A 17238-nucleotide genomic window follows, 5' to 3' on the forward strand; every position below is an offset into this window, starting at 1 on the left:
ATCGTGTCATGAGCGACACCACCCCCCAGTACTATCAGCGCCACATCTTCTTTTGCCTGAACGAGCGCACGAACGGCGAGAACTGCTGCGCCCACCATGGCGCACAGCAGGCGTTTGATCGCTGCAAGATGCTGGTCAAGCAGCAAGGCCTGATGGGCCCCGGCAAGGTGCGCGTGAACAAGGCGGGCTGCCTGGACCGCTGCGCCGGCGGCCCCATCGCCGTGGTCTATCCCGAAGGGACTTGGTACACGTACGTGGATGAGAGCGACATTGACGAGATCGTGGAGTCTCACCTCAAGAACGGCGTGGTGGTCGAGCGCTTGCTCACGCCGCCGGAACTTGGCCGCTGATTTGCGCTCACTATCCTCTTTGTAGTGTTTTGGGCTCCAGCGCTTTCCCATCCAGCGCGGGCAGCTCTTGATTGGATAGCAACGTGAATGCCCAGACCGAACGCCTGACCCTCACGGGCGCCGCGGGTGCCATCGAGGCTGCGCGCGATGCCGCGGCCGACGGCGTACCGCCGCGCGGCGTGGCGGTGATCGCCCATCCCCACCCGCTCTTCGGCGGCACCATGGACAACAAGGTGGTCCAGACCCTGGCGCGCGCCTTTGTGGCCTGCGGCTGGACGGCCGTGCGCTTCAACTTCCGCGGCGTCGGCGGTACCGCTGGCGTGCATGACGAAGGGCGCGGTGAGCTGGAGGATCTGCTGGCCGTCGTCCGCCAGGTGGCGCCCGAGGGACCTGGCGCCGTGCCGATTGCCCTCGCGGGTTTCTCCTTCGGCGCCTTCGTCACCAGCCACGCGCTGGCACGCCTGTGGTCAGAGCGCCCAGTGGAGCGCGCCGTGCTCGTGGGCACGGCGGCCAGCCGTTTCAAGGTGGCCGAAGTACCCGCCGAGGCCCATCTGCGCACCCTGGTCGTGCACGGCGAAGCCGATGACACCGTGCCCCTGTCCGCTGTGATGGATTGGGCGCGCCCGCAGACACTGCCGGTTACGGTTGTGCCTGGGGGCGGTCATTTCTTTCACGGACAATTGCCGCTGCTCAAGGGCCTGGTCATGCGCCACCTGCAATCCGCGCCCTGACGGCGCGGCACCATTTCTCTTGTCCCGGCCATGCGGTCGGGCCGTTTCTTCTCCCGTTTCCCGAGTGCCTGTTCCCACCATGAAGTCTCTGTTGTCCTCCCTGCGAACCCTTGCCTGCGCCGCCCTGATGGCCCCCGCCATCCTCTGGGCGCAGGTGCCCCAACCGCCGGAGATCGCCGCCCGCAATTACATGCTGGTGGACGTGACGGCCGGCCAGGTGCTGGCGACCAAGGACATCGACGCGCCGGTGGAGCAGGCTTCGCTGACCAAGCTCATGACGGGCTATCTGGTCTTTGACGCACTGCGCGCCAAGAAGATCACGCTGGAGCAGCGCCTGCCGGTGAGCGAGCGCGCCTGGAAGATGCCGGGTTCGCGCATGTTCATCGATCCCAAGATGCAGGTTCCGGTGGACGACCTGCTCAAGGGCATGATCGTGCAGTCGGGCAACGACGCCACCGTGGCCTTGGCCGAAGGTGTGGGTGGCACGGTGGAGAACTTCGTGCGCCTGATGAACGAGCAGGCCAAGGCGCTGGGCATGACGAACACCGCCTACAAGAACCCGGAGGGGTTGACCGAGCCCGGCCACACCACCACCGCGCGCGACCTGGCCACGCTGGCCACCCGGCTGATGCAGGACTTTCCCGAGTACATGCACTACTACTCCACCAAGCAGTACCGCTACGAGGGCACGCCGGCCTCCAATAGCAACAACCGCAACATGCTGCTGTTCCGCGACCCGTCGGTGGATGGCCTGAAGACCGGCCACACCGCCGCCGCGGGCTATTGCCTGGTCGCCACGTCCAAGCGCGAGTTTCCCAATGTGGGGCAGCGCCGCCTGCTGTCCATCGTGCTGGGGGCCGCGAGCGAGAACGCCCGCGCCAACGAGAGCCAGAAGCTGCTGAACTGGGGCTACACGGCGTTCGATTCGGTGAAGCTGTTCGACGCCGGCCAAGCTGCCGCCACGCCCGCCGTGTGGAAGGGCACGCAGAGCACCCTCAAGATCGGCCGCTCCGAAGCCATCGTGATCACCGTTCCTTCGGGCAGCGCCGGCAAGGTTACGACCGAGATCGTGCGCAAGGACCCGCTGGTCGCACCCTTCACGAAGGGCCAGGCCATCGGCACGCTCAAGGTGAAGTTGGGTGAGCAGCAGGTGGCCGAGGTGCCCCTGGTGGCGCTAGAGGATGTGGCACAGGCCGGCATCTTCGGCCGTGCCTGGGACGCCATTCGCCTCTGGATCAAGTAATCGCCACGCTTTGGAGGCGGCTGGGCCGGGGTGCAATTGTCCCGGATTGCCTGTCCGCGTCCAAACTGGTACATTAGAAGGCTTTTCGGAATTTCCGAAGGGTTTCACGTTTTCGCTTTTTATAGCAATTCACGTTTAGGGACGTATTAATGCCAACCATTAACCAACTCGTGCGTCAGGGCCGCACGGTCGAAGTTGTCAAATCCAAAAGCCCTGCTATGGAAAACTGCCCCCAGCGCCGTGGCGTGTGCACCCGTGTGTACACCACGACGCCGAAGAAGCCTAACTCCGCTCTGCGTAAGGTCGCCAAGGTGCGCCTGACCAACGGTTTCGAGGTGATCTCCTACATCGGCGGTGAAGGCCACAACCTGCAAGAGCACAGCGTGGTGCTGGTGCGCGGCGGTCGTGTGAAGGACTTGCCCGGCGTGCGTTACCACATCGTGCGCGGTTCGCTTGACCTGCAAGGCGTCAAGGATCGCAAGCAGGCCCGCTCCAAGTACGGCGCGAAGAAGCCCAAGGCCAAGTAAGCCCTGGACCTTTCGGTCTGAGATTTTTCGGTGCTGTTCCCGCGTGGCGCGGTGACACAGCGTAGTGACCCTAAACGCAGGTGTTCTGCGCGGGTCGAGTAAGTGGGAGTCCTGAATGGCTCTCGCGGTGCCGGGAACGGTGCCAACTGAAGCAAAGATAGAGGTAAAAAATGCCACGTCGTCGCGAAGTCCCCAAACGTGAAATCCTGCCGGATCCCAAATTCGGCAATGTCGAGCTGTCCAAATTCATGAACGTGATCATGGAAGGCGGCAAGAAAGCAGTTGCAGAGCGCATCATTTATGGCGCCCTGGATCTGATCTCCCAGAAGCAGCCTGAAAAGGATGCTCTGGAAGTGTTCGTCACGGCCATCAACAACGTGAAGCCGATGGTCGAAGTGAAGTCCCGCCGTGTGGGCGGTGCGAACTACCAGGTGCCCGTGGAAGTGCGTCCCGTGCGCCGTCTGGCCCTGTCGATGCGCTGGATCAAGGAAGCCGCCCGCAAGCGTGGCGAGAAGTCCATGGCCCAACGCCTGGCCAACGAGCTGATGGAAGCCACCGAAGGCCGTGGTGGCGCCATGAAGCGTCGTGACGAAGTGCACCGCATGGCCGAAGCCAACAAGGCCTTCAGCCACTTCCGCTTCTAAACCAGACGGAAGTCATCAAGGGTTCATCTCTGATCACGATAAAGGCCGCAGGCGTGCACAAGCGCGCTGCGGCCTTGTGTTGATGGAGGCCCTTAAGACAATAGTCGCGCGCAGCGTGCGGCTCCGAAACCCAAGCGATCAACCAAGGATTCATCATGGCTCGCAAAACACCCCTTGAGCGCTACCGCAATATCGGTATCTCCGCACACATCGACGCTGGCAAAACCACGACGTCCGAGCGTATCCTGTTCTACACGGGCGTGACCCACAAGCTGGGCGAAGTGCACGACGGCGCAGCCACCACCGACTGGATGGAGCAAGAGCAAGAGCGCGGCATCACGATCACCTCGTCCGCCGTGACCTGCTTCTGGAAGGGCATGGACCTGTCCCGCCCCGAGCACCGCATCAACATCATCGACACCCCCGGCCACGTGGACTTCACCATCGAGGTGGAGCGTTCCATGCGCGTGCTGGACGGCGCCGTTATGGTGTATTGCGCCGTGGGTGGCGTGCAGCCCCAGTCCGAGACTGTGTGGCGCCAAGCCAATAAGCACAAGGTGCCCCGCCTGGCCTTCGTGAACAAGATGGACCGTACCGGCGCCAACTTCTTCAAGGTCTATGACCAGATGAAGCTGCGCCTGAAGGCCAATCCTGTGCCCATCGTGGTGCCGATCGGTGCGGAAGACAACTTCCAGGGCGTGGTCGACCTGCTGAAGATGAAGGCCATCATCTGGGACGAGGCCTCGCAAGGCATGAAGTTCGAATACGGCGAGATCCCCGCCGAGCTCGTCGACACCTGCAAGAAGTGGCGCGAGAACATGGTGGAAGCCGCCGCCGAAGCCAGCGAAGAGCTGATGAACAAGTACCTGGAAGAGGGCGACCTGTCCGAGGCTGAGATCATCGGCGGCCTGCGCCAGCGCACCATCGCCACGGAAATCCAGCCCATGCTGTGCGGCTCCGCGTTCAAGAACAAGGGCGTGCAGCGCATGCTCGACGCCGTGCTGGATCTGCTGCCCTCGCCCGTGGACATCCCCGACGTGGCCGGTACCGATCCCGACGACGAAGAGAAGAAGCTGTCGCGCAAGGCCGACGACAACGAGAAATTCTCGGCCCTGGCATTCAAGCTGATGACTGACCCGTTCGTGGGCCAGCTGACTTTCGTGCGCGTGTACTCGGGCGTCCTGACCAAGGGTGACACCGTGTTCAACGCCGTGAAGGGCAAGAAGGAGCGTATCGGCCGTATCGTGCAGATGCACGCCAATGAACGCCAGGAAATCGAGGAAATTCGCGCTGGCGACATCGCTGCCTGCGTGGGCTTGAAGGACGTGACCACCGGTGACACGCTGTGCGATATCGAATCGCCCATCGTGCTGGAAAAAATGGTGTTCCCCGAGCCTGTGATCGCACAGGCCGTCGAGCCCAAGTCCAAGGCTGACCAGGAAAAGATGGGTATTGCCCTGTCGCGCCTGGCCTCCGAAGACCCGTCGTTCCGCGTGCGCACCGACGAAGAATCGGGCCAGACCATCATCGCCGGCATGGGCGAGCTGCACCTGGAAATCATCGTGGACCGCATGAAGCGCGAGTTCAACGTGGAAGCCAACGTGGGCAAGCCCCAGGTGGCCTACCGCGAAACCGTGCGCAAGACCGTCACCGATGTGGATGGCAAGTTCGTGCGCCAATCCGGTGGTAAGGGTCAGTACGGCCACGTGGTGTTCACGCTGGAGCCGCAAGAAGCCGGCAAGGGCTTCGAGTTCGTCGACGAAATCAAGGGCGGTGTGGTTCCTCGCGAATACATCCCTGCGGTGGAGAAGGGCGTGATCGAAGCGCTGACCTCCGGCGTGTTGGCGGGTTACCCCGTGGTGGACGTCAAGGTGCGCCTGACCTTCGGTTCGTACCACGACGTGGACTCGTCCGAGCAGGCGTTCAAGATGGCCGCCATCTTCGGCTTCAAGGAAGCGGCTCGCAAGGCCAACCCCGTCATCCTCGAGCCCATGATGGCCGTGGAAGTCGAGACGCCCGAGGACTACGCTGGCACCGTGATGGGTGACCTGTCCAGCCGTCGTGGCATGGTGCAGGGCATGGACGACATGGTCGGCGGCGGCAAGGCCATCAAGGCCGAAGTCCCGCTGTCCGAGATGTTCGGCTACGCCACGCAGCTGCGCTCCATGACGCAAGGTCGCGCGACGTACACGATGGAGTTCAAGCACTACGCCGAAGCACCGCGCAACGTGTCCGAAGCCATCGTTGCGGCTCGCGCCAAGTAAGCCGGGCATATAAGTAAAAAGAGCTGCTAACGCTTGTCCATCAAGCGCAGGCAGCTCCTATTTTTCTAGCAAGTTTCTTGCAATCTGCGATCCGGTGCCGTCCTGTTGCACTGTGCGGGCCGAACCAGCAACCGGATGCAGACGTTAAACCCTCACACAGGCATTGCTCTTTTGGAGTTCGAAAATGGCAAAAGGTAAGTTTGAACGTACCAAGCCCCACGTGAACGTGGGCACGATCGGTCACGTGGACCATGGCAAGACGACGCTGACGGCGGCCATCGCCACGGTGCTGTCCAAGAAGTTCGGCGGCGAAGCCAAGGGCTACGACCAGATCGACAACGCCCCTGAAGAAAAGGCGCGCGGCATCACGATCAACACCTCGCACGTGGAATACGAAACGGCCACCCGCCACTACGCCCACGTCGACTGCCCCGGCCACGCCGACTACGTCAAGAACATGATCACCGGCGCCGCTCAGATGGACGGCGCCATCCTGGTGTGCTCGGCCGCTGACGGCCCGATGCCCCAGACGCGCGAGCACATCCTGCTGGCCCGTCAGGTGGGCGTGCCCTACATCATCGTGTTCCTGAACAAGTGCGACATGGTCGACGACGAGGAACTGCTCGAGCTGGTCGAGATGGAAGTGCGTGAACTGCTGGACAAGTACGACTTCCCCGGCGACGACACCCCCATCATCCGCGGCTCCGCCAAGCTGGCCCTGGAAGGTGACCAGTCCGACAAGGGCGAACCCGCCATCCTGCGCCTGGCCGAAGCCCTGGACACCTACATCCCCACGCCTGAGCGCGCCGTGGACGGCGCCTTCCTGATGCCTGTGGAAGACGTGTTCTCCATCTCCGGCCGCGGCACCGTGGTGACCGGCCGCGTCGAGCGCGGCATCATCAAGGTCGGCGAAGAAATCGAAATCGTCGGTATCCGCGACACGCAAAAGACCACCGTCACGGGCGTGGAAATGTTCCGCAAGCTGCTGGACCAGGGCCAGGCTGGCGACAACGTGGGCCTGCTGCTGCGTGGTACCAAGCGCGAAGACGTCGAGCGCGGCCAAGTGCTGTGCAAGCCCGGCTCCATCAAGCCCCACACCCACTTCACGGCTGAGGTGTACGTGCTGAGCAAGGACGAAGGCGGCCGTCATACGCCCTTCTTCAACAACTACCGTCCCCAGTTCTACTTCCGAACCACCGACGTGACCGGCTCCATCGAGCTGCCGGCCGACAAGGAAATGGTGATGCCCGGCGACAACGTGTCGATCACTGTGAAGCTGATCAACCCCATCGCCATGGAAGAAGGCCTGCGCTTCGCTATCCGCGAAGGCGGCCGTACCGTGGGCGCCGGCGTCGTTGCCAAGATCATTGCGTAATCCAGCAAAGCACTGAAGGAATACACAATGTCCAAGCAAAAGATCCGCATCCGCCTGAAGGCATTCGACTACAAGCTGATCGATCAGTCTGCAGCCGAGATCGTTGACACCGCCAAGCGTACCGGCGCCATCGTCAAGGGCCCCGTGCCCCTGCCGACGCGCATGAAGCGCTTCGACATCCTGCGTTCGCCGCACGTCAACAAGACCAGCCGCGACCAGTTCGAAATCCGCACGCACCAGCGCCTGATGGACATCGTCGATCCCACGGACAAGACGGTGGACGCCCTGATGAAGCTGGACTTGCCGGCTGGCGTGAACGTCGAAATCAAGCTCCAGTAATCCCTTCCTGTTGCTTCGTCCCGGTCCTCGCTGAGGACCGGGCACCCCCAACGCGGACTTGCTTGTAAAGGCAGTCCGCGTTATACTTTGCCGCTTCGCGTTTTTGCGTCCAATTTTGGATGCGTGATGCGGAGTTTTATCAACCTTCTTTCGCGCACATAGGTGCAAGCCGTCGAGGCCAGCGCCCGTCGTGCAAACGTTCTGGCCAATTGAAGTCGGGGCGGCGGAAGTTTTGGAGAACAACCAATGAGTCTGAGCAACTCCCTCGGGTTGCTGGGCCGCAAGGTGGGCATGATGCGTCTGTTCACCGATGACGGGGACGCAGTGCCCGTCACGGTGGTGGATGTGTCCAACAACCGCGTGACCCAGGTGAAAACCCAAGAGAACGATGGCTACGTGTCCCTGCAGGTCACGTTCGGTTCGCGCAAGGCATCTCGCGTGACCAAGCCTGAAGCTGGCCACCTCGCCAAGGCGGGTGTCGAAGCCGGTGAAATCATCCGTGAATTCCGCGTGACCCCCGAAGTCGCAGGCAAGTACGCCGCTGGCGCTGCTGTGCCCGTGGCTGATGTGTTCGCCGTGGGCCAAAAGGTCGACGTGCAGGGCACCTCGATCGGTAAGGGCTTCGCCGGCACGATCAAGCGCCACAACTTCGGTTCGCAGCGCGCCTCGCACGGTAACAGCCGTTCGCACAACGTTCCTGGCTCCATCGGTATGGCGCAGGATCCGGGCCGTGTGTTCCCTGGCAAGAAGATGACGGGTCACCTCGGTGATGTCACCGTCACGACGCAAAACCTCGACGTGGTTCGCATCGACGAAGCACGCCAACTGCTCTTGATCAAGGGCGCTGTTCCGGGCTCCAAGGGTGGGTTCGTCACGGTGCGTCCGGCTGTCAAGGCGCAAGCTTCCAAAGGAGCGAACTAATGCAGCTCGAACTCCTGAATGAACAGGGCCAGGCAGCGTCCAAGGTGGACGTGCCCGAGACCGTGTTCGACCGTCAGTACAACGAAGACCTGATCCATCAGATCGTCGTCGCTTACCAGGCTAACGCCCGTCAAGGCACGCGCGCCCAGAAGGACCGCGAGCAGGTCAAGCACTCGACCAAGAAGCCTTTCAAGCAAAAGGGTACTGGCAATGCACGTGCCGGTATGACCTCCTCGCCTCTGTGGCGTGGGGGCGGTCGCATCTTCCCGAACCTGCCTGAAGAAAACTTCTCGCAGAAGATCAACAAGAAGATGTACCGCGCTGGCATGGCTTCCATCCTGTCGCAGCTGGCCCGTGAAGGCCGTCTGGCTGTGGTGGACTCCCTGAAGCTTGATACGCCCAAGACCAAGGTCCTGGCCGACAAGTTCAAGGCCATGAACCTGCAATCGGTGATGGTGATCGCCGATGAAGTGGACGAAAACCTGTACCTGGCATCCCGCAATCTGAAGAACGTGTTCGTGACCGAGCCGCGTTATGCAGATCCCGTGTCGCTGGTGCACTACAAGAAAGTGCTCGTCACCAAGGGCGCGATCGACAAACTCAAGGAGATGTTCGCATGAGCACGCTCAAGTTTGACGAAGGTCGTCTGATGCAAGTGTTGGTCGCTCCCATCGTGTCCGAAAAGGCCACTATGGTTGCCGAGAAGTCCAACGCTGTGACGTTCAAGGTGCTGCAGAACGCAACCAAGCCCGAGATCAAGGCCGCCGTGGAACTCATGTTCAAGGTGGAAGTGAAGGGCGTTTCTGTGGTGAACACCAAAGGCAAGACCAAGCGCTTTGGCAAGACCATGGGCCGCCGCGATAACGTGCGCAAGGCCTATGTGCTGCTGAAGGAAGGTCAAGAGCTGAACCTGTCCGGGGAGGCTGCGTAAACCATGGCCGTTATCAAGATCAAACCGACTTCCCCGGGCCAGCGCGGCGCGGTGAAGATCTCGCGTGACCACCTGTACAAGGGTGAAGCGTTTGCAGGTCTGCTGGAACCCCAGTTCCAGAAGGCCGGCCGCAACAACAACGGTCACATCACCACCCGTCACAAGGGCGGTGGCCACAAGCACCACTACCGCGTGGTGGACTTCCGCCGCAACAAGGATGCCATCCCTGCCAAGGTGGAGCGCATCGAGTACGACCCGAACCGCACGGCCCACATCGCCCTGGTGTGCTACGCCGACGGCGAGCGCCGCTACATCATTGCTCCGCGCAACCTGGAAGTGGGCGCCACGATCGTCAGCGGCTCCGAGGCGCCGATCCGCGTCGGTAACACGCTGCCGATCCGCAACATTCCCGTGGGCTCGACCATCCACTGCATCGAGCTCAAGCCCGGTGCCGGTGCGCAGATCGCCCGCTCCGCTGGTACGTCGGCCACGCTGCTGGCCCGCGAAGGCGTGTACGCCCAGGTGCGTATGCGTTCGGGCGAAGTGCGCAAGATCCACATCGAGTGCCGCGCCACGATCGGCGAAGTCGCCAACGAAGAACACAGCCTGCGCCAACTGGGCAAGGCCGGTGTGAAGCGTTGGATGGGTATCCGTCCCACGGTGCGTGGCGTTGCCATGAACCCGATCGACCACCCGCACGGTGGTGGTGAGGGCCGTACCGGCGAGGGCCGTCATGCTGTTGACCCATGGGGCAACCTGACGAAGGGCTACCGCACCCGCAACAACAAGCGCACACAAGTGATGATTGTGTCGCGTCGCAAGAAGTAAGGGGTAGCAAATGACTCGTTCTCTCAAAAAGGGTCCGTTTGTTGACCATCACCTGGTCGCCAAGGTCGAAAAGGCCATTGCTACCAAGGACAAGAAGCCAGTCAAGACCTGGTCGCGTCGCTCCATGGTTCTGCCCGAGTTCATCGGTCTGACCATTGCCGTGCACAACGGCAAGCAGCACGTGCCGGTTTATGTCACCGACCAGATGGTGGGCCACAAGCTGGGCGAATTCGCCCTGACGCGCACCTTCAAGGGTCACCCCGCGGACAAAAAAGTCCAGAAGAAGTAAGGAACGACCATGTCTGAAACACGTGCAGTCCTCCGGGGCGTCCGTCTGTCGGTGGACAAGGGTCGCCTGGTCGCTGACCTGATCCGCGGCAAGAAAGTGGACCAAGCCCTGAACATCCTGGCCTTCACGCAGAAAAAAGCTGCCGTGATCGTCAAGAAGGTGCTGGAGTCCGCCATCGCCAACGCCGAGCACAACGACGGCGCCGACATCGACGACCTGAAGGTCAAGACCATCTTCGTCGAGCAAGGCACCACGCTCAAGCGCTTCACCGCGCGCGCCAAGGGTCGCGGCAACCGCATCAGCAAGCCCACGTGCCACATCTACGTGACCGTGGGTAACTGAGGCCTAAAGGAAGAATATGGGACAGAAAATCCATCCTACCGGCTTCCGCCTTGCTGTAAGCCGCAACTGGGCCAGCCGCTGGTATGCCAGCAACCGTGATTTCGCCGGCATGCTGGCCGAAGACATCAAGGTGCGCGAGTACCTGAAGGCCAAGCTGAAGAACGCCGCTGTGTCGCGCATCCTGATCGAGCGTCCTGCCAAGAACGCCCGTATCACGATCTTCTCGGCACGTCCCGGCGTGGTGATCGGCAAGAAGGGCGAGGACATCGAGAACCTGAAGAAGGAACTCGCAACCCGCCTGGGCGTGCCTGTCGCCGTGAACATCGAAGAAGTGCGCAAGCCCGAAATCGATGCCAAGCTGATCGCCGACTCGATCACCCAGCAGCTGGAAAAGCGCATCATGTTCCGCCGCGCCATGAAGCGCGCCATGCAGAACGCGATGCGCCTGGGCGCCCAGGGCATCAAGATCATGTCCTCGGGCCGTCTGAACGGCATCGAAATCGCCCGTACCGAGTGGTACCGCGAAGGCCGTGTGCCGCTGCACACCCTGCGCGCCGACATCGACTACGGCACCTCCGAAGCCAAGACCACCTATGGTGTGATCGGCGTGAAGGTGTGGGTCTACAAGGGCGACACGCTGGGCCGCAACGACCTGCCCGCCGCCGAGACGCCGCGTCCTGAAGAAGAGCGCCGTCCCCGTGGCCCACGCCGCGATGGCCGCCCAGGCGACCGCGCCGGTGCTGGCCGTGGCGGCCGCCGCCCGATGGGCACCAATGCAGCCCCTGCCGACGGTAGCGACAAGCCTGCCGGCGCTGGTGGCGATTCCGTTAAGCGCGTCAAGAGCGCGCCCGCTGCCGCAGCGGCGGACGGTAAAGGAGAATAAACATGCTGCAACCTGCTCGCCGCAAGTTCCGTAAGGAGCAAAAAGGCCGCAACACCGGCGTTGCCACGCGTGGCAATTCGGTGGCTTTCGGTGACTTCGGTCTGAAGTGCACGGACCGTGGCCGTCTGACGGCCCGCCAGATCGAGGCCGCACGCCGTGCGATCTCCCGCCATGTCAAGCGTGGTGGCCGTATCTGGATCCGCGTGTTCCCCGACAAGCCGATCTCTACCAAGCCCGCTGAAGTGCGTATGGGTAACGGTAAGGGCAACCCCGAGTACTACGTGGCTGAGATTCAGCCCGGCAAGGTGGTGTTCGAGATCGTTGGCGTGCCCGAAGAACTGGCCCGTGAAGCGTTCCGCCTGGCTGCTGCCAAGCTGCCGCTGCGCACCACGTTCGTTGCCCGTCAGATTGGCGCCTAAGGAGAAATCAACATGACGAAATCTGCTGAACTCCGCCAAAAAGACGTGGCCGGCCTGGAAGCCGAAATCAAGTCGCTGCAAAAGGCCCATTTCGGCCTGCGCATGCAAAAGGCCACGCAACAGCTGGGCAACACTGCCACGCTGAAGGCCACGCGCCGCGACATCGCCCGCGCCAAGACCATTCTTGCTGAAAAGCAAGCCGCCAAGTAAGGAGCCGACATGACGGAAGCTAAAAAATCCCTCAAGCGCACCTTGGTTGGCAAGGTGGTCAGCGACAAGCGTGCCAAGACCGTGACCGTGCTGGTCGAGCGCCGTGTGAAGCACCCCATCTACGACAAGATCATGATCAAGTCGAGCAAGTACCACGCCCATGATGAGAATGGCGAGTACAAGATGGGCGACACCATCGAGATCACGGAGAGCCGTCCGCTCTCCAAGACCAAGAACTGGGTGGCCACGCGCCTGGTGCAAAAGGCCGGGCTGCTCTAAGCCTTCGCAGACGCCGTCTGCGCGCCTCCGAGAAACGACCCACAATGTGGGCTAGCCGTTCTGTTAAAGTGTTGCTAAGAAAGCTGTAATGGCTCAAAATTCCGCCCTAGTCAACGACTAGGGCGTTTCTTTGTCCAAGGAAAAATCTCATCCAACTTCAGTAAAGCCGACTAAGTGGCCGCCTAGATTTCCGCCGGCCGCGGCGGGTATTCAAGTCAATCACTGCAAGAACCCCAAGTGCGGTAACTTCGGCGTACCGCCCAAGCTTGCGGTTGCCCGAGGCGGGGCCGGTACTCCAGCTTCTTCCGTTGGCCCAGGCGACTACACCGTGGTCGCTACCGGTAAGGACCAGCCGGCACTGAAGTGCCGCCTGTGCGAGGAAATCACCCCTATGCAGAGCAACTTGGCGATTGCCGAGGAGCTTATGCGCATGTCGGAGTACCTTGAACCAGTACTCCCGCAGTGTCCGAACGAGGCCTGCTCTCTATCGGAGGGGGCGCCATCCCTTGAGAATGTGACTCGCTTCGGCACCAACGCCCACGGAACTCCCCGGTTCAAGTGTGTCGGCTGCAAGAAGGCGTTCTCCTTCGGCGGCCGGTCAACCAAGCGCCAACGTCGCAGTCACTCCAATCGCGATATCTTGGTGCATCTGATGAACGCCATGCCGCTGCGGCGCATCATCAAGGTCCTCGATATCTCCCCCAGCCAGCTATACGACCGCATCGACTTCCTCTATGAGCAGGCCCAGATGTTCGCCGGCGAGCGTGAGCGAACCCTCATGGGACGCGACGACCTAGGCTCAAGATATCTGTCGGTTGACCGGCAAAAGCTGGTGGTGAACTGGCACTCTAAGAAGGTGCGAAAGAACACACTTTTGCTGTCCATTGCAACGGCCGACCAGGCTACGGGCTATGTGTTCGGGGTCAACGTCAACTTTGACCCTGCGCTGGACTCTGCTGACGTAGAGAAGGACATGGTTCGCTTTGGCGACCATGCACTTGCCAGAGCGTTTCGCCGCTACGCGAGAGTCTGGCTACCGGCTGATTGGAATGCTGCGGCTGAGAGGGCGGCGCCTCGCGGAGGTACCTCCCGAAAGCCTATGGAATCGGTCATCGAAGAGACGTACGACGCAGCCTTAGGTCGCCCCGATATAGAAGATGGTGAAGGCCCCGCGAACTCATCCCGTGCCCCCGTAAAGGGCATGCTGCTGCATGAGCAAGTGGTGATGTACGCCCACATCCAGCTTGTCACTCGACTGCTCTGCCGTGCCAAGAAGATTCGCTTCTTCACAGACCAGGAGTCGGGCATACGTGCGGCCATTCTGACGGCCGTGCCGAAAAGGGTTCTGGACCGGACGGCTGACGCTTTCTATGTCAAGGTGCTCAAAGATATGTCAGTGGACATGAAGCGCGCGCTGGTTGGTGCAACCAAGCGGCGTCTGGCGCGCTTAGCGGAGAAATACGGGGTAACCCCTGAGGCTGCAGAACTTCTGGCTGCCGAGGAAGAACTGGCGCGCATGGTTGCCATCGGCAAGTGGGGGGACCGCTGGTTCCGCCATCCCATATCGGAGATGCGTGAGCCTGAGAAATCCGTTTGCTGGCTGACCGATATCGACCCGGTCGAAACCGAACCGGACAAGCGTCGGCTCCAGCTTAGCCACCAGGCGCTACTGCACCTGAAAGCCACCCTTACCGCTGTCGACCGCTTCTTTATGCAGGTCCGGCGAGGCCTCACGCTGGCAGAACGCGCGGTGGCCAGCGCCAACACCGACCGACGTCTCTGGTTCGGGAAGAGCGCCTACAACCCCGAAGTCCTGGTGAAGGTGCTCGGCATCTTCCGGACGTACTTCAACTACTGCGAGGTTGGCCGGGACGGGAAAACGCCGGCAATGCGGCTGGGGCTGGCGCGCGGACCCATAGCGCCCGAAGACATCATCTATTTCACTCCCGAACCGCCCGAAAGACGCCGCGCGCCTGCCGCTCGGTCGCTCAAGCCCTCCGGCCCCGTGGCTCACGCAAGCGAGTCACTTGCCGCGTAGGACCCGTAGTTCGAGGTGAGCTTGGTCCGCAGTCAGGGAGCTCACTCGCACTTGGTAGACAGAGAGGGGGGCTCCCGATTCAGGCCCCGAGGACTCTTCCCATTCGGCTACACCCCCTTCACCCTCGCCGCTCACCGAGGAAAGGTACGGGCTCCGCCCTGTGCAGGCCAGCACTACTGCCGGGGCTAGGGTCATCCGCGGCAGAATACCGGTTGGTTTGACCCAATTTGTTACTTCAGCGCCTCTGATAAGGACACGACAAGGCTGGCTGCCATTGTCTCGCCAAGCCTCAACGCTCAGAGAGACAGTCCGATTGCCGTATGCCACGGGAGTGCTGCCCCTGAAGTCCGGAGCGGGCTCGTCGTTGCAGGCAGTGAGGAAGCTGGCGGCACACACGAGCGCGACGCCTAGGGAAAGGGGCTTGAAATTCAGCATGTCCCTTATAGCGACCAAAGAAACGAAGCCCCTCGTGCCGAAGCAGAGGGGCTTGAATCAAGGGCTTAGCAACACCTTAACGGAACGGCTAGACAATGTGGGTCGTTTTTCTTTTTGGGGCCCGCAGATCCTGCTTGGGCCCTCCAACCCAGCAAGGAGATTCTCATGATCCAAGTCGGCGACACGCTGCCCGCCATCACACTGATGGAGTACTCGGAAGTCGAGGGCAATGGCTGCAGCCTCGGCCCGAACCCGGTGGATGTGCAAAAGGCCGCCGCGGGCAAGACGATTGCGCTGTTCGCGGTGCCGGGCGCCTTCACGCCCACCTGCTCGGCCAAGCACGTTCCCGGCTACGTGGAGCAGGCGGGCGCCCTGAAGGCTGCCGGCGTGGACGAGATCTGGTGCCTGTCGGTGAACGATGCCTTCGTGATGGGCGCCTGGGCGCGCGACCAGAAGACCGATGGCAAGGTGCGCATGCTGGCGGACGGCGACGCCGCCTTCGCCAAGGCCACCGGTTTGACGCTGGACCTGAATGGCAAGGGCCTGGGCCTGCGCAGCAACCGCTATTCCATGCTGGTCAAGGACGGCAAGGTGGTTGCACTGAACGTTGAGGCGCCGGGCAAGTTCGAGGTGAGCGACGCCGCTACGCTGCTCGGCCAGGCCAAGGGCTGAGGCTGCTGGCGCTGGCATCGGAGGGCTCCGGTGCTGGCACCACGCCGCAGGCGAAACGCCGCCCCATCGCGAGATGTGGGCGGTTTTGCTATTATTTAGATAGCTGTCAACGCTTTCTACATAGGCGCTAGAGGCCAAAAAGGCTAGTAAATTTCCGCTTTCAGGTAGTGCGAACCCGGCAGGGGGTTGTGGTAGTACGGCGGTATTTCCTCGAAGCCCAGTTCGGAATACAGCGCACGCGCCGATTCCATGCCGTCCAGCGTGTCCAGCAACACGCAGGCATAGCCGGCCTGCCGTGCCTGGTCCAGCATGGCCTCGGCCAACTGCCGCCCCAGGCCGAAGCCGCGGAACGCCTTGCGCACGTACAGGCGCTTCATCTCGCAGGCGTTGGGGTAGTCGGCGGTGTCCAGCGGCCGCAGGGCGCAGCACCCTGCAATGCTGCCCTCCACTTCGGCCAGCAGGATATGGCCGCGCGGCTGCGCGTATTCGCCCGGCAGGGTGGCGAGTTCCTGCGCAAAGTTCTGGAACGACAGGTCCACGTCCAGGGTGTCGGCATATTCCTGGAAGATGTCGCGCACCACGTGCATCTCGTGGGGCAGGGCGGGGCTCAGCAGCGTAACGTCAGGGGAATGGTCCACTGTGCAGAAAGAATCCGGCATGGAAAAAGGCAGGGGCCAGTGTAGCCGCACCGCTGTGGGCACTCAAAAAGCCCCCAGGCTGGCGACCCACCAGGCCAGCAGCGCGCTCAGAGCCGCCACAAGGGCCGCCCCTGCGCGGCTGAGCGCATCGTCGCGCGACGCGGGTGTGGCCCCGGGCAGTTGACGATCGCCGTGCACCATGGCGCCCACCAGGGCCTGACGGCGCACCAGGGCGTAGAAAACAATCGCCGCCAGGTGCAGCGCGACGAGCCCCAACAGCAGGAATTGGCCCACGTCCTTGTGATACCAAGTGGCCTGCGATACCCACTCGCCAGAAACGAAACGCGTGAGCGGACCGGCGAAGGCGATCTCGTCGTCGCTCAGCAGGCCGGTGCCTACCTGGGCCAGCAGCACCGCCAGCAGGGCAAAGACCGACAGTGCGCCCAGCGGCGAATGGCCGGGGCTGGTCACCTTGCCTTCCTGGTTGGCGAAGTGGCTGCGCAGGCGCGCGGGTGTGGGCAGGAAGCTCGCAAAACGCGACCAGCGTCCGCCCACCAGGCCCCAGGCCAGGCGAAAGGCCAGCAGCGCCAGCATCACGTAGCCCAGCCGCAGATGCCACTGCATGGCGTTGCCGCCCAGCTTGGCGGTGACGACCAGGGCGACGGTGGTCACGGCGAGCGACCAGTGGAACAGCCGGGTCGGCAAATCCCAGATGCGTACGGTGTGCGGCATGGTGAAGCGGGGGAGCGGAGGACGCGGCTATTGTGCCCAGCGTGCCCCCGGCGGGCTATATCCGACTGCCCTTCGGGCGCTTGCGGCCATGGCGTCATGCGGCCGCGCCATACTGCGCGCCGGCGCAGGGCGTCCAGCCGTCGCCGCA

General features: G+C 62.3%; 22 protein-coding genes. 20 read left to right on the forward strand and 2 right to left on the reverse strand.

From position 1 onward, the window contains the following. Positions 1 to 8: 8 nt before the first annotated feature. From MRB47_RS01425 to MRB47_RS01520, 20 genes are all read left to right on the forward strand, one after another. A complete protein-coding gene (locus MRB47_RS01425) occupies positions 9 to 350 on the forward strand; it encodes a (2Fe-2S) ferredoxin domain-containing protein (RefSeq protein WP_011803736.1) in 342 nt (113 codons plus the stop codon). Between the two features lie 83 nt (positions 351 to 433). Next, entirely contained in the window at positions 434 to 1081 is a 648-nt protein-coding gene (locus MRB47_RS01430) for an alpha/beta hydrolase (protein ID WP_252101710.1), read from the forward strand. A 79-nt stretch (positions 1082 to 1160) separates the two neighbouring features. Further along, the gene (locus tag MRB47_RS01435; protein ID WP_252101711.1) at positions 1161 to 2324 is read left to right on the forward strand and encodes a D-alanyl-D-alanine carboxypeptidase family protein; all 1164 of its coding nucleotides are present in this window, start codon (positions 1161 to 1163) and stop codon (positions 2322 to 2324) included. Between the two features lie 149 nt (positions 2325 to 2473). Next, the gene (gene rpsL, locus MRB47_RS01440; protein ID WP_003059441.1) at positions 2474 to 2851 is read left to right on the forward strand and encodes a 30S ribosomal protein S12; all 378 of its coding nucleotides are present in this window, start codon (positions 2474 to 2476) and stop codon (positions 2849 to 2851) included. Positions 2852 to 3021: 170 nt separating this feature from the next. Beyond that, complete coding sequence (gene rpsG, locus MRB47_RS01445) at positions 3022 to 3495, forward strand: 30S ribosomal protein S7 (protein WP_011803739.1); 474 nt, start codon at positions 3022 to 3024, stop codon at positions 3493 to 3495. 155 nt (positions 3496 to 3650) lie between these two features. Continuing rightward, positions 3651 to 5759 carry an elongation factor G gene (gene fusA, locus MRB47_RS01450; protein ID WP_088887835.1) on the forward strand — a complete coding sequence of 703 codons (2109 nt, stop codon included), beginning with the start codon at positions 3651 to 3653 and terminating at the stop codon, positions 5757 to 5759. Positions 5760 to 5943: 184 nt separating this feature from the next. Further along, positions 5944 to 7134 carry an elongation factor Tu gene (gene tuf / locus MRB47_RS01455; RefSeq protein WP_011806991.1) on the forward strand — a complete coding sequence of 397 codons (1191 nt, stop codon included), beginning with the start codon at positions 5944 to 5946 and terminating at the stop codon, positions 7132 to 7134. Positions 7135 to 7161: 27 nt separating this feature from the next. Beyond that, positions 7162 to 7473 carry a 30S ribosomal protein S10 gene (rpsJ, locus tag MRB47_RS01460; RefSeq protein ID WP_252101712.1) on the forward strand — a complete coding sequence of 104 codons (312 nt, stop codon included), beginning with the start codon at positions 7162 to 7164 and terminating at the stop codon, positions 7471 to 7473. Positions 7474 to 7719: 246 nt separating this feature from the next. Continuing rightward, positions 7720 to 8394, forward strand: a complete 675-nt coding sequence (gene rplC, locus MRB47_RS01465; protein ID WP_011803742.1) for a 50S ribosomal protein L3 — start codon at positions 7720 to 7722, stop codon at positions 8392 to 8394. Further along, a complete protein-coding gene (gene rplD / locus MRB47_RS01470; protein WP_011803743.1) occupies positions 8394 to 9014 on the forward strand; it encodes a 50S ribosomal protein L4 in 621 nt (206 codons plus the stop codon). Before rplC ends, rplD begins: the two co-directional genes overlap by 1 nt. After that, complete coding sequence (gene rplW, locus MRB47_RS01475) at positions 9011 to 9325, forward strand: 50S ribosomal protein L23 (protein ID WP_011803744.1); 315 nt, start codon at positions 9011 to 9013, stop codon at positions 9323 to 9325. The genes rplD and rplW overlap by 4 nt, the downstream gene beginning before the upstream one ends. A gap of 3 nt (positions 9326 to 9328) precedes the next feature. Beyond that, on the forward strand, positions 9329 to 10153 hold the full coding sequence (rplB, locus tag MRB47_RS01480) for a 50S ribosomal protein L2 (RefSeq protein WP_011803745.1): 825 nt from the start codon (positions 9329 to 9331) through the stop codon (positions 10151 to 10153). Between the two features lie 10 nt (positions 10154 to 10163). Beyond that, a complete protein-coding gene (gene rpsS / locus MRB47_RS01485; protein ID WP_011803746.1) occupies positions 10164 to 10442 on the forward strand; it encodes a 30S ribosomal protein S19 in 279 nt (92 codons plus the stop codon). Between the two features lie 9 nt (positions 10443 to 10451). Further along, positions 10452 to 10784 carry a 50S ribosomal protein L22 gene (gene rplV / locus MRB47_RS01490; protein WP_011803747.1) on the forward strand — a complete coding sequence of 111 codons (333 nt, stop codon included), beginning with the start codon at positions 10452 to 10454 and terminating at the stop codon, positions 10782 to 10784. Between the two features lie 16 nt (positions 10785 to 10800). Then, positions 10801 to 11667 carry a 30S ribosomal protein S3 gene (rpsC, locus tag MRB47_RS01495; RefSeq protein ID WP_012655363.1) on the forward strand — a complete coding sequence of 289 codons (867 nt, stop codon included), beginning with the start codon at positions 10801 to 10803 and terminating at the stop codon, positions 11665 to 11667. A 2-nt stretch (positions 11668 to 11669) separates the two neighbouring features. Continuing rightward, on the forward strand, positions 11670 to 12086 hold the full coding sequence (gene rplP, locus MRB47_RS01500) for a 50S ribosomal protein L16 (protein WP_011803749.1): 417 nt from the start codon (positions 11670 to 11672) through the stop codon (positions 12084 to 12086). Between the two features lie 12 nt (positions 12087 to 12098). Continuing rightward, complete coding sequence (gene rpmC, locus MRB47_RS01505) at positions 12099 to 12296, forward strand: 50S ribosomal protein L29 (RefSeq protein ID WP_011803750.1); 198 nt, start codon at positions 12099 to 12101, stop codon at positions 12294 to 12296. A gap of 9 nt (positions 12297 to 12305) precedes the next feature. Then, positions 12306 to 12575, forward strand: coding sequence for a 30S ribosomal protein S17 (gene rpsQ, locus MRB47_RS01510; RefSeq protein WP_011803751.1), 270 nt, complete (start codon positions 12306 to 12308; stop codon positions 12573 to 12575). Positions 12576 to 12705: 130 nt separating this feature from the next. Continuing rightward, complete coding sequence (locus MRB47_RS01515; RefSeq protein ID WP_252100595.1) at positions 12706 to 14613, forward strand: hypothetical protein; 1908 nt, start codon at positions 12706 to 12708, stop codon at positions 14611 to 14613. A 600-nt stretch (positions 14614 to 15213) separates the two neighbouring features. Next, a complete protein-coding gene (locus MRB47_RS01520; protein WP_041835851.1) occupies positions 15214 to 15720 on the forward strand; it encodes a peroxiredoxin in 507 nt (168 codons plus the stop codon). A gap of 143 nt (positions 15721 to 15863) precedes the next feature. Here MRB47_RS01520 and MRB47_RS01525 read toward each other — a convergent pair whose 3' ends face one another. Both MRB47_RS01525 and MRB47_RS01530 read right to left on the reverse strand, forming a co-directional pair. Continuing rightward, positions 15864 to 16379, reverse strand: a complete 516-nt coding sequence (locus tag MRB47_RS01525; RefSeq protein WP_252101713.1) for a GNAT family N-acetyltransferase — start codon at positions 16377 to 16379, stop codon at positions 15864 to 15866. 42 nt (positions 16380 to 16421) lie between these two features. Continuing rightward, entirely contained in the window at positions 16422 to 17090 is a 669-nt protein-coding gene (locus MRB47_RS01530; protein WP_012655366.1) for a cytochrome b/b6 domain-containing protein, read from the reverse strand. Positions 17091 to 17238: the final 148 nt, after the last annotated feature.

It is taken from the genome of Diaphorobacter sp. LI3, from assembly GCF_022807955.1.
In the GTDB taxonomy this organism is placed as follows: Bacteria; Pseudomonadota; Gammaproteobacteria; order Burkholderiales; family Burkholderiaceae_C; genus Diaphorobacter; species Diaphorobacter nitroreducens.

Excerpts from the sequence above, each read along its gene's own strand:
- MRB47_RS01425 (WP_011803736.1), top strand. The coding sequence starts at position 9 with ATGAGCGACACCACCCCCCAGTACTATCAGCGCCACATCTTCTTTTGC.
- MRB47_RS01435 (WP_252101711.1), top strand. The coding sequence starts at position 1,161 with ATGAAGTCTCTGTTGTCCTCCCTGCGAACCCTTGCCTGCGCCGCCCTG.
- rpsL (WP_003059441.1), top strand. The coding sequence starts at position 2,474 with ATGCCAACCATTAACCAACTCGTGCGTCAGGGCCGCACGGTCGAAGTT.
- rpsG (WP_011803739.1), top strand. The coding sequence starts at position 3,022 with ATGCCACGTCGTCGCGAAGTCCCCAAACGTGAAATCCTGCCGGATCCC.
- fusA (WP_088887835.1), top strand. The coding sequence starts at position 3,651 with ATGGCTCGCAAAACACCCCTTGAGCGCTACCGCAATATCGGTATCTCC.
- tuf (WP_011806991.1), top strand. The coding sequence starts at position 5,944 with ATGGCAAAAGGTAAGTTTGAACGTACCAAGCCCCACGTGAACGTGGGC.
- rpsJ (WP_252101712.1), top strand. The coding sequence starts at position 7,162 with ATGTCCAAGCAAAAGATCCGCATCCGCCTGAAGGCATTCGACTACAAG.
- rplC (WP_011803742.1), top strand. The coding sequence starts at position 7,720 with ATGAGTCTGAGCAACTCCCTCGGGTTGCTGGGCCGCAAGGTGGGCATG.
- rplD (WP_011803743.1), top strand. The coding sequence starts at position 8,394 with ATGCAGCTCGAACTCCTGAATGAACAGGGCCAGGCAGCGTCCAAGGTG.
- rplW (WP_011803744.1), top strand. The coding sequence starts at position 9,011 with ATGAGCACGCTCAAGTTTGACGAAGGTCGTCTGATGCAAGTGTTGGTC.
- rplB (WP_011803745.1), top strand. The coding sequence starts at position 9,329 with ATGGCCGTTATCAAGATCAAACCGACTTCCCCGGGCCAGCGCGGCGCG.
- rpsS (WP_011803746.1), top strand. The coding sequence starts at position 10,164 with ATGACTCGTTCTCTCAAAAAGGGTCCGTTTGTTGACCATCACCTGGTC.
- rplV (WP_011803747.1), top strand. The coding sequence starts at position 10,452 with ATGTCTGAAACACGTGCAGTCCTCCGGGGCGTCCGTCTGTCGGTGGAC.
- rpsC (WP_012655363.1), top strand. The coding sequence starts at position 10,801 with ATGGGACAGAAAATCCATCCTACCGGCTTCCGCCTTGCTGTAAGCCGC.
- rplP (WP_011803749.1), top strand. The coding sequence starts at position 11,670 with ATGCTGCAACCTGCTCGCCGCAAGTTCCGTAAGGAGCAAAAAGGCCGC.
- rpmC (WP_011803750.1), top strand. The coding sequence starts at position 12,099 with ATGACGAAATCTGCTGAACTCCGCCAAAAAGACGTGGCCGGCCTGGAA.
- rpsQ (WP_011803751.1), top strand. The coding sequence starts at position 12,306 with ATGACGGAAGCTAAAAAATCCCTCAAGCGCACCTTGGTTGGCAAGGTG.
- MRB47_RS01520 (WP_041835851.1), top strand. The coding sequence starts at position 15,214 with ATGATCCAAGTCGGCGACACGCTGCCCGCCATCACACTGATGGAGTAC.
- MRB47_RS01525 (WP_252101713.1), bottom strand. The coding sequence starts at position 16,379 with ATGCCGGATTCTTTCTGCACAGTGGACCATTCCCCTGACGTTACGCTG.
- MRB47_RS01530 (WP_012655366.1), bottom strand. The coding sequence starts at position 17,090 with ATGCCGCACACCGTACGCATCTGGGATTTGCCGACCCGGCTGTTCCAC.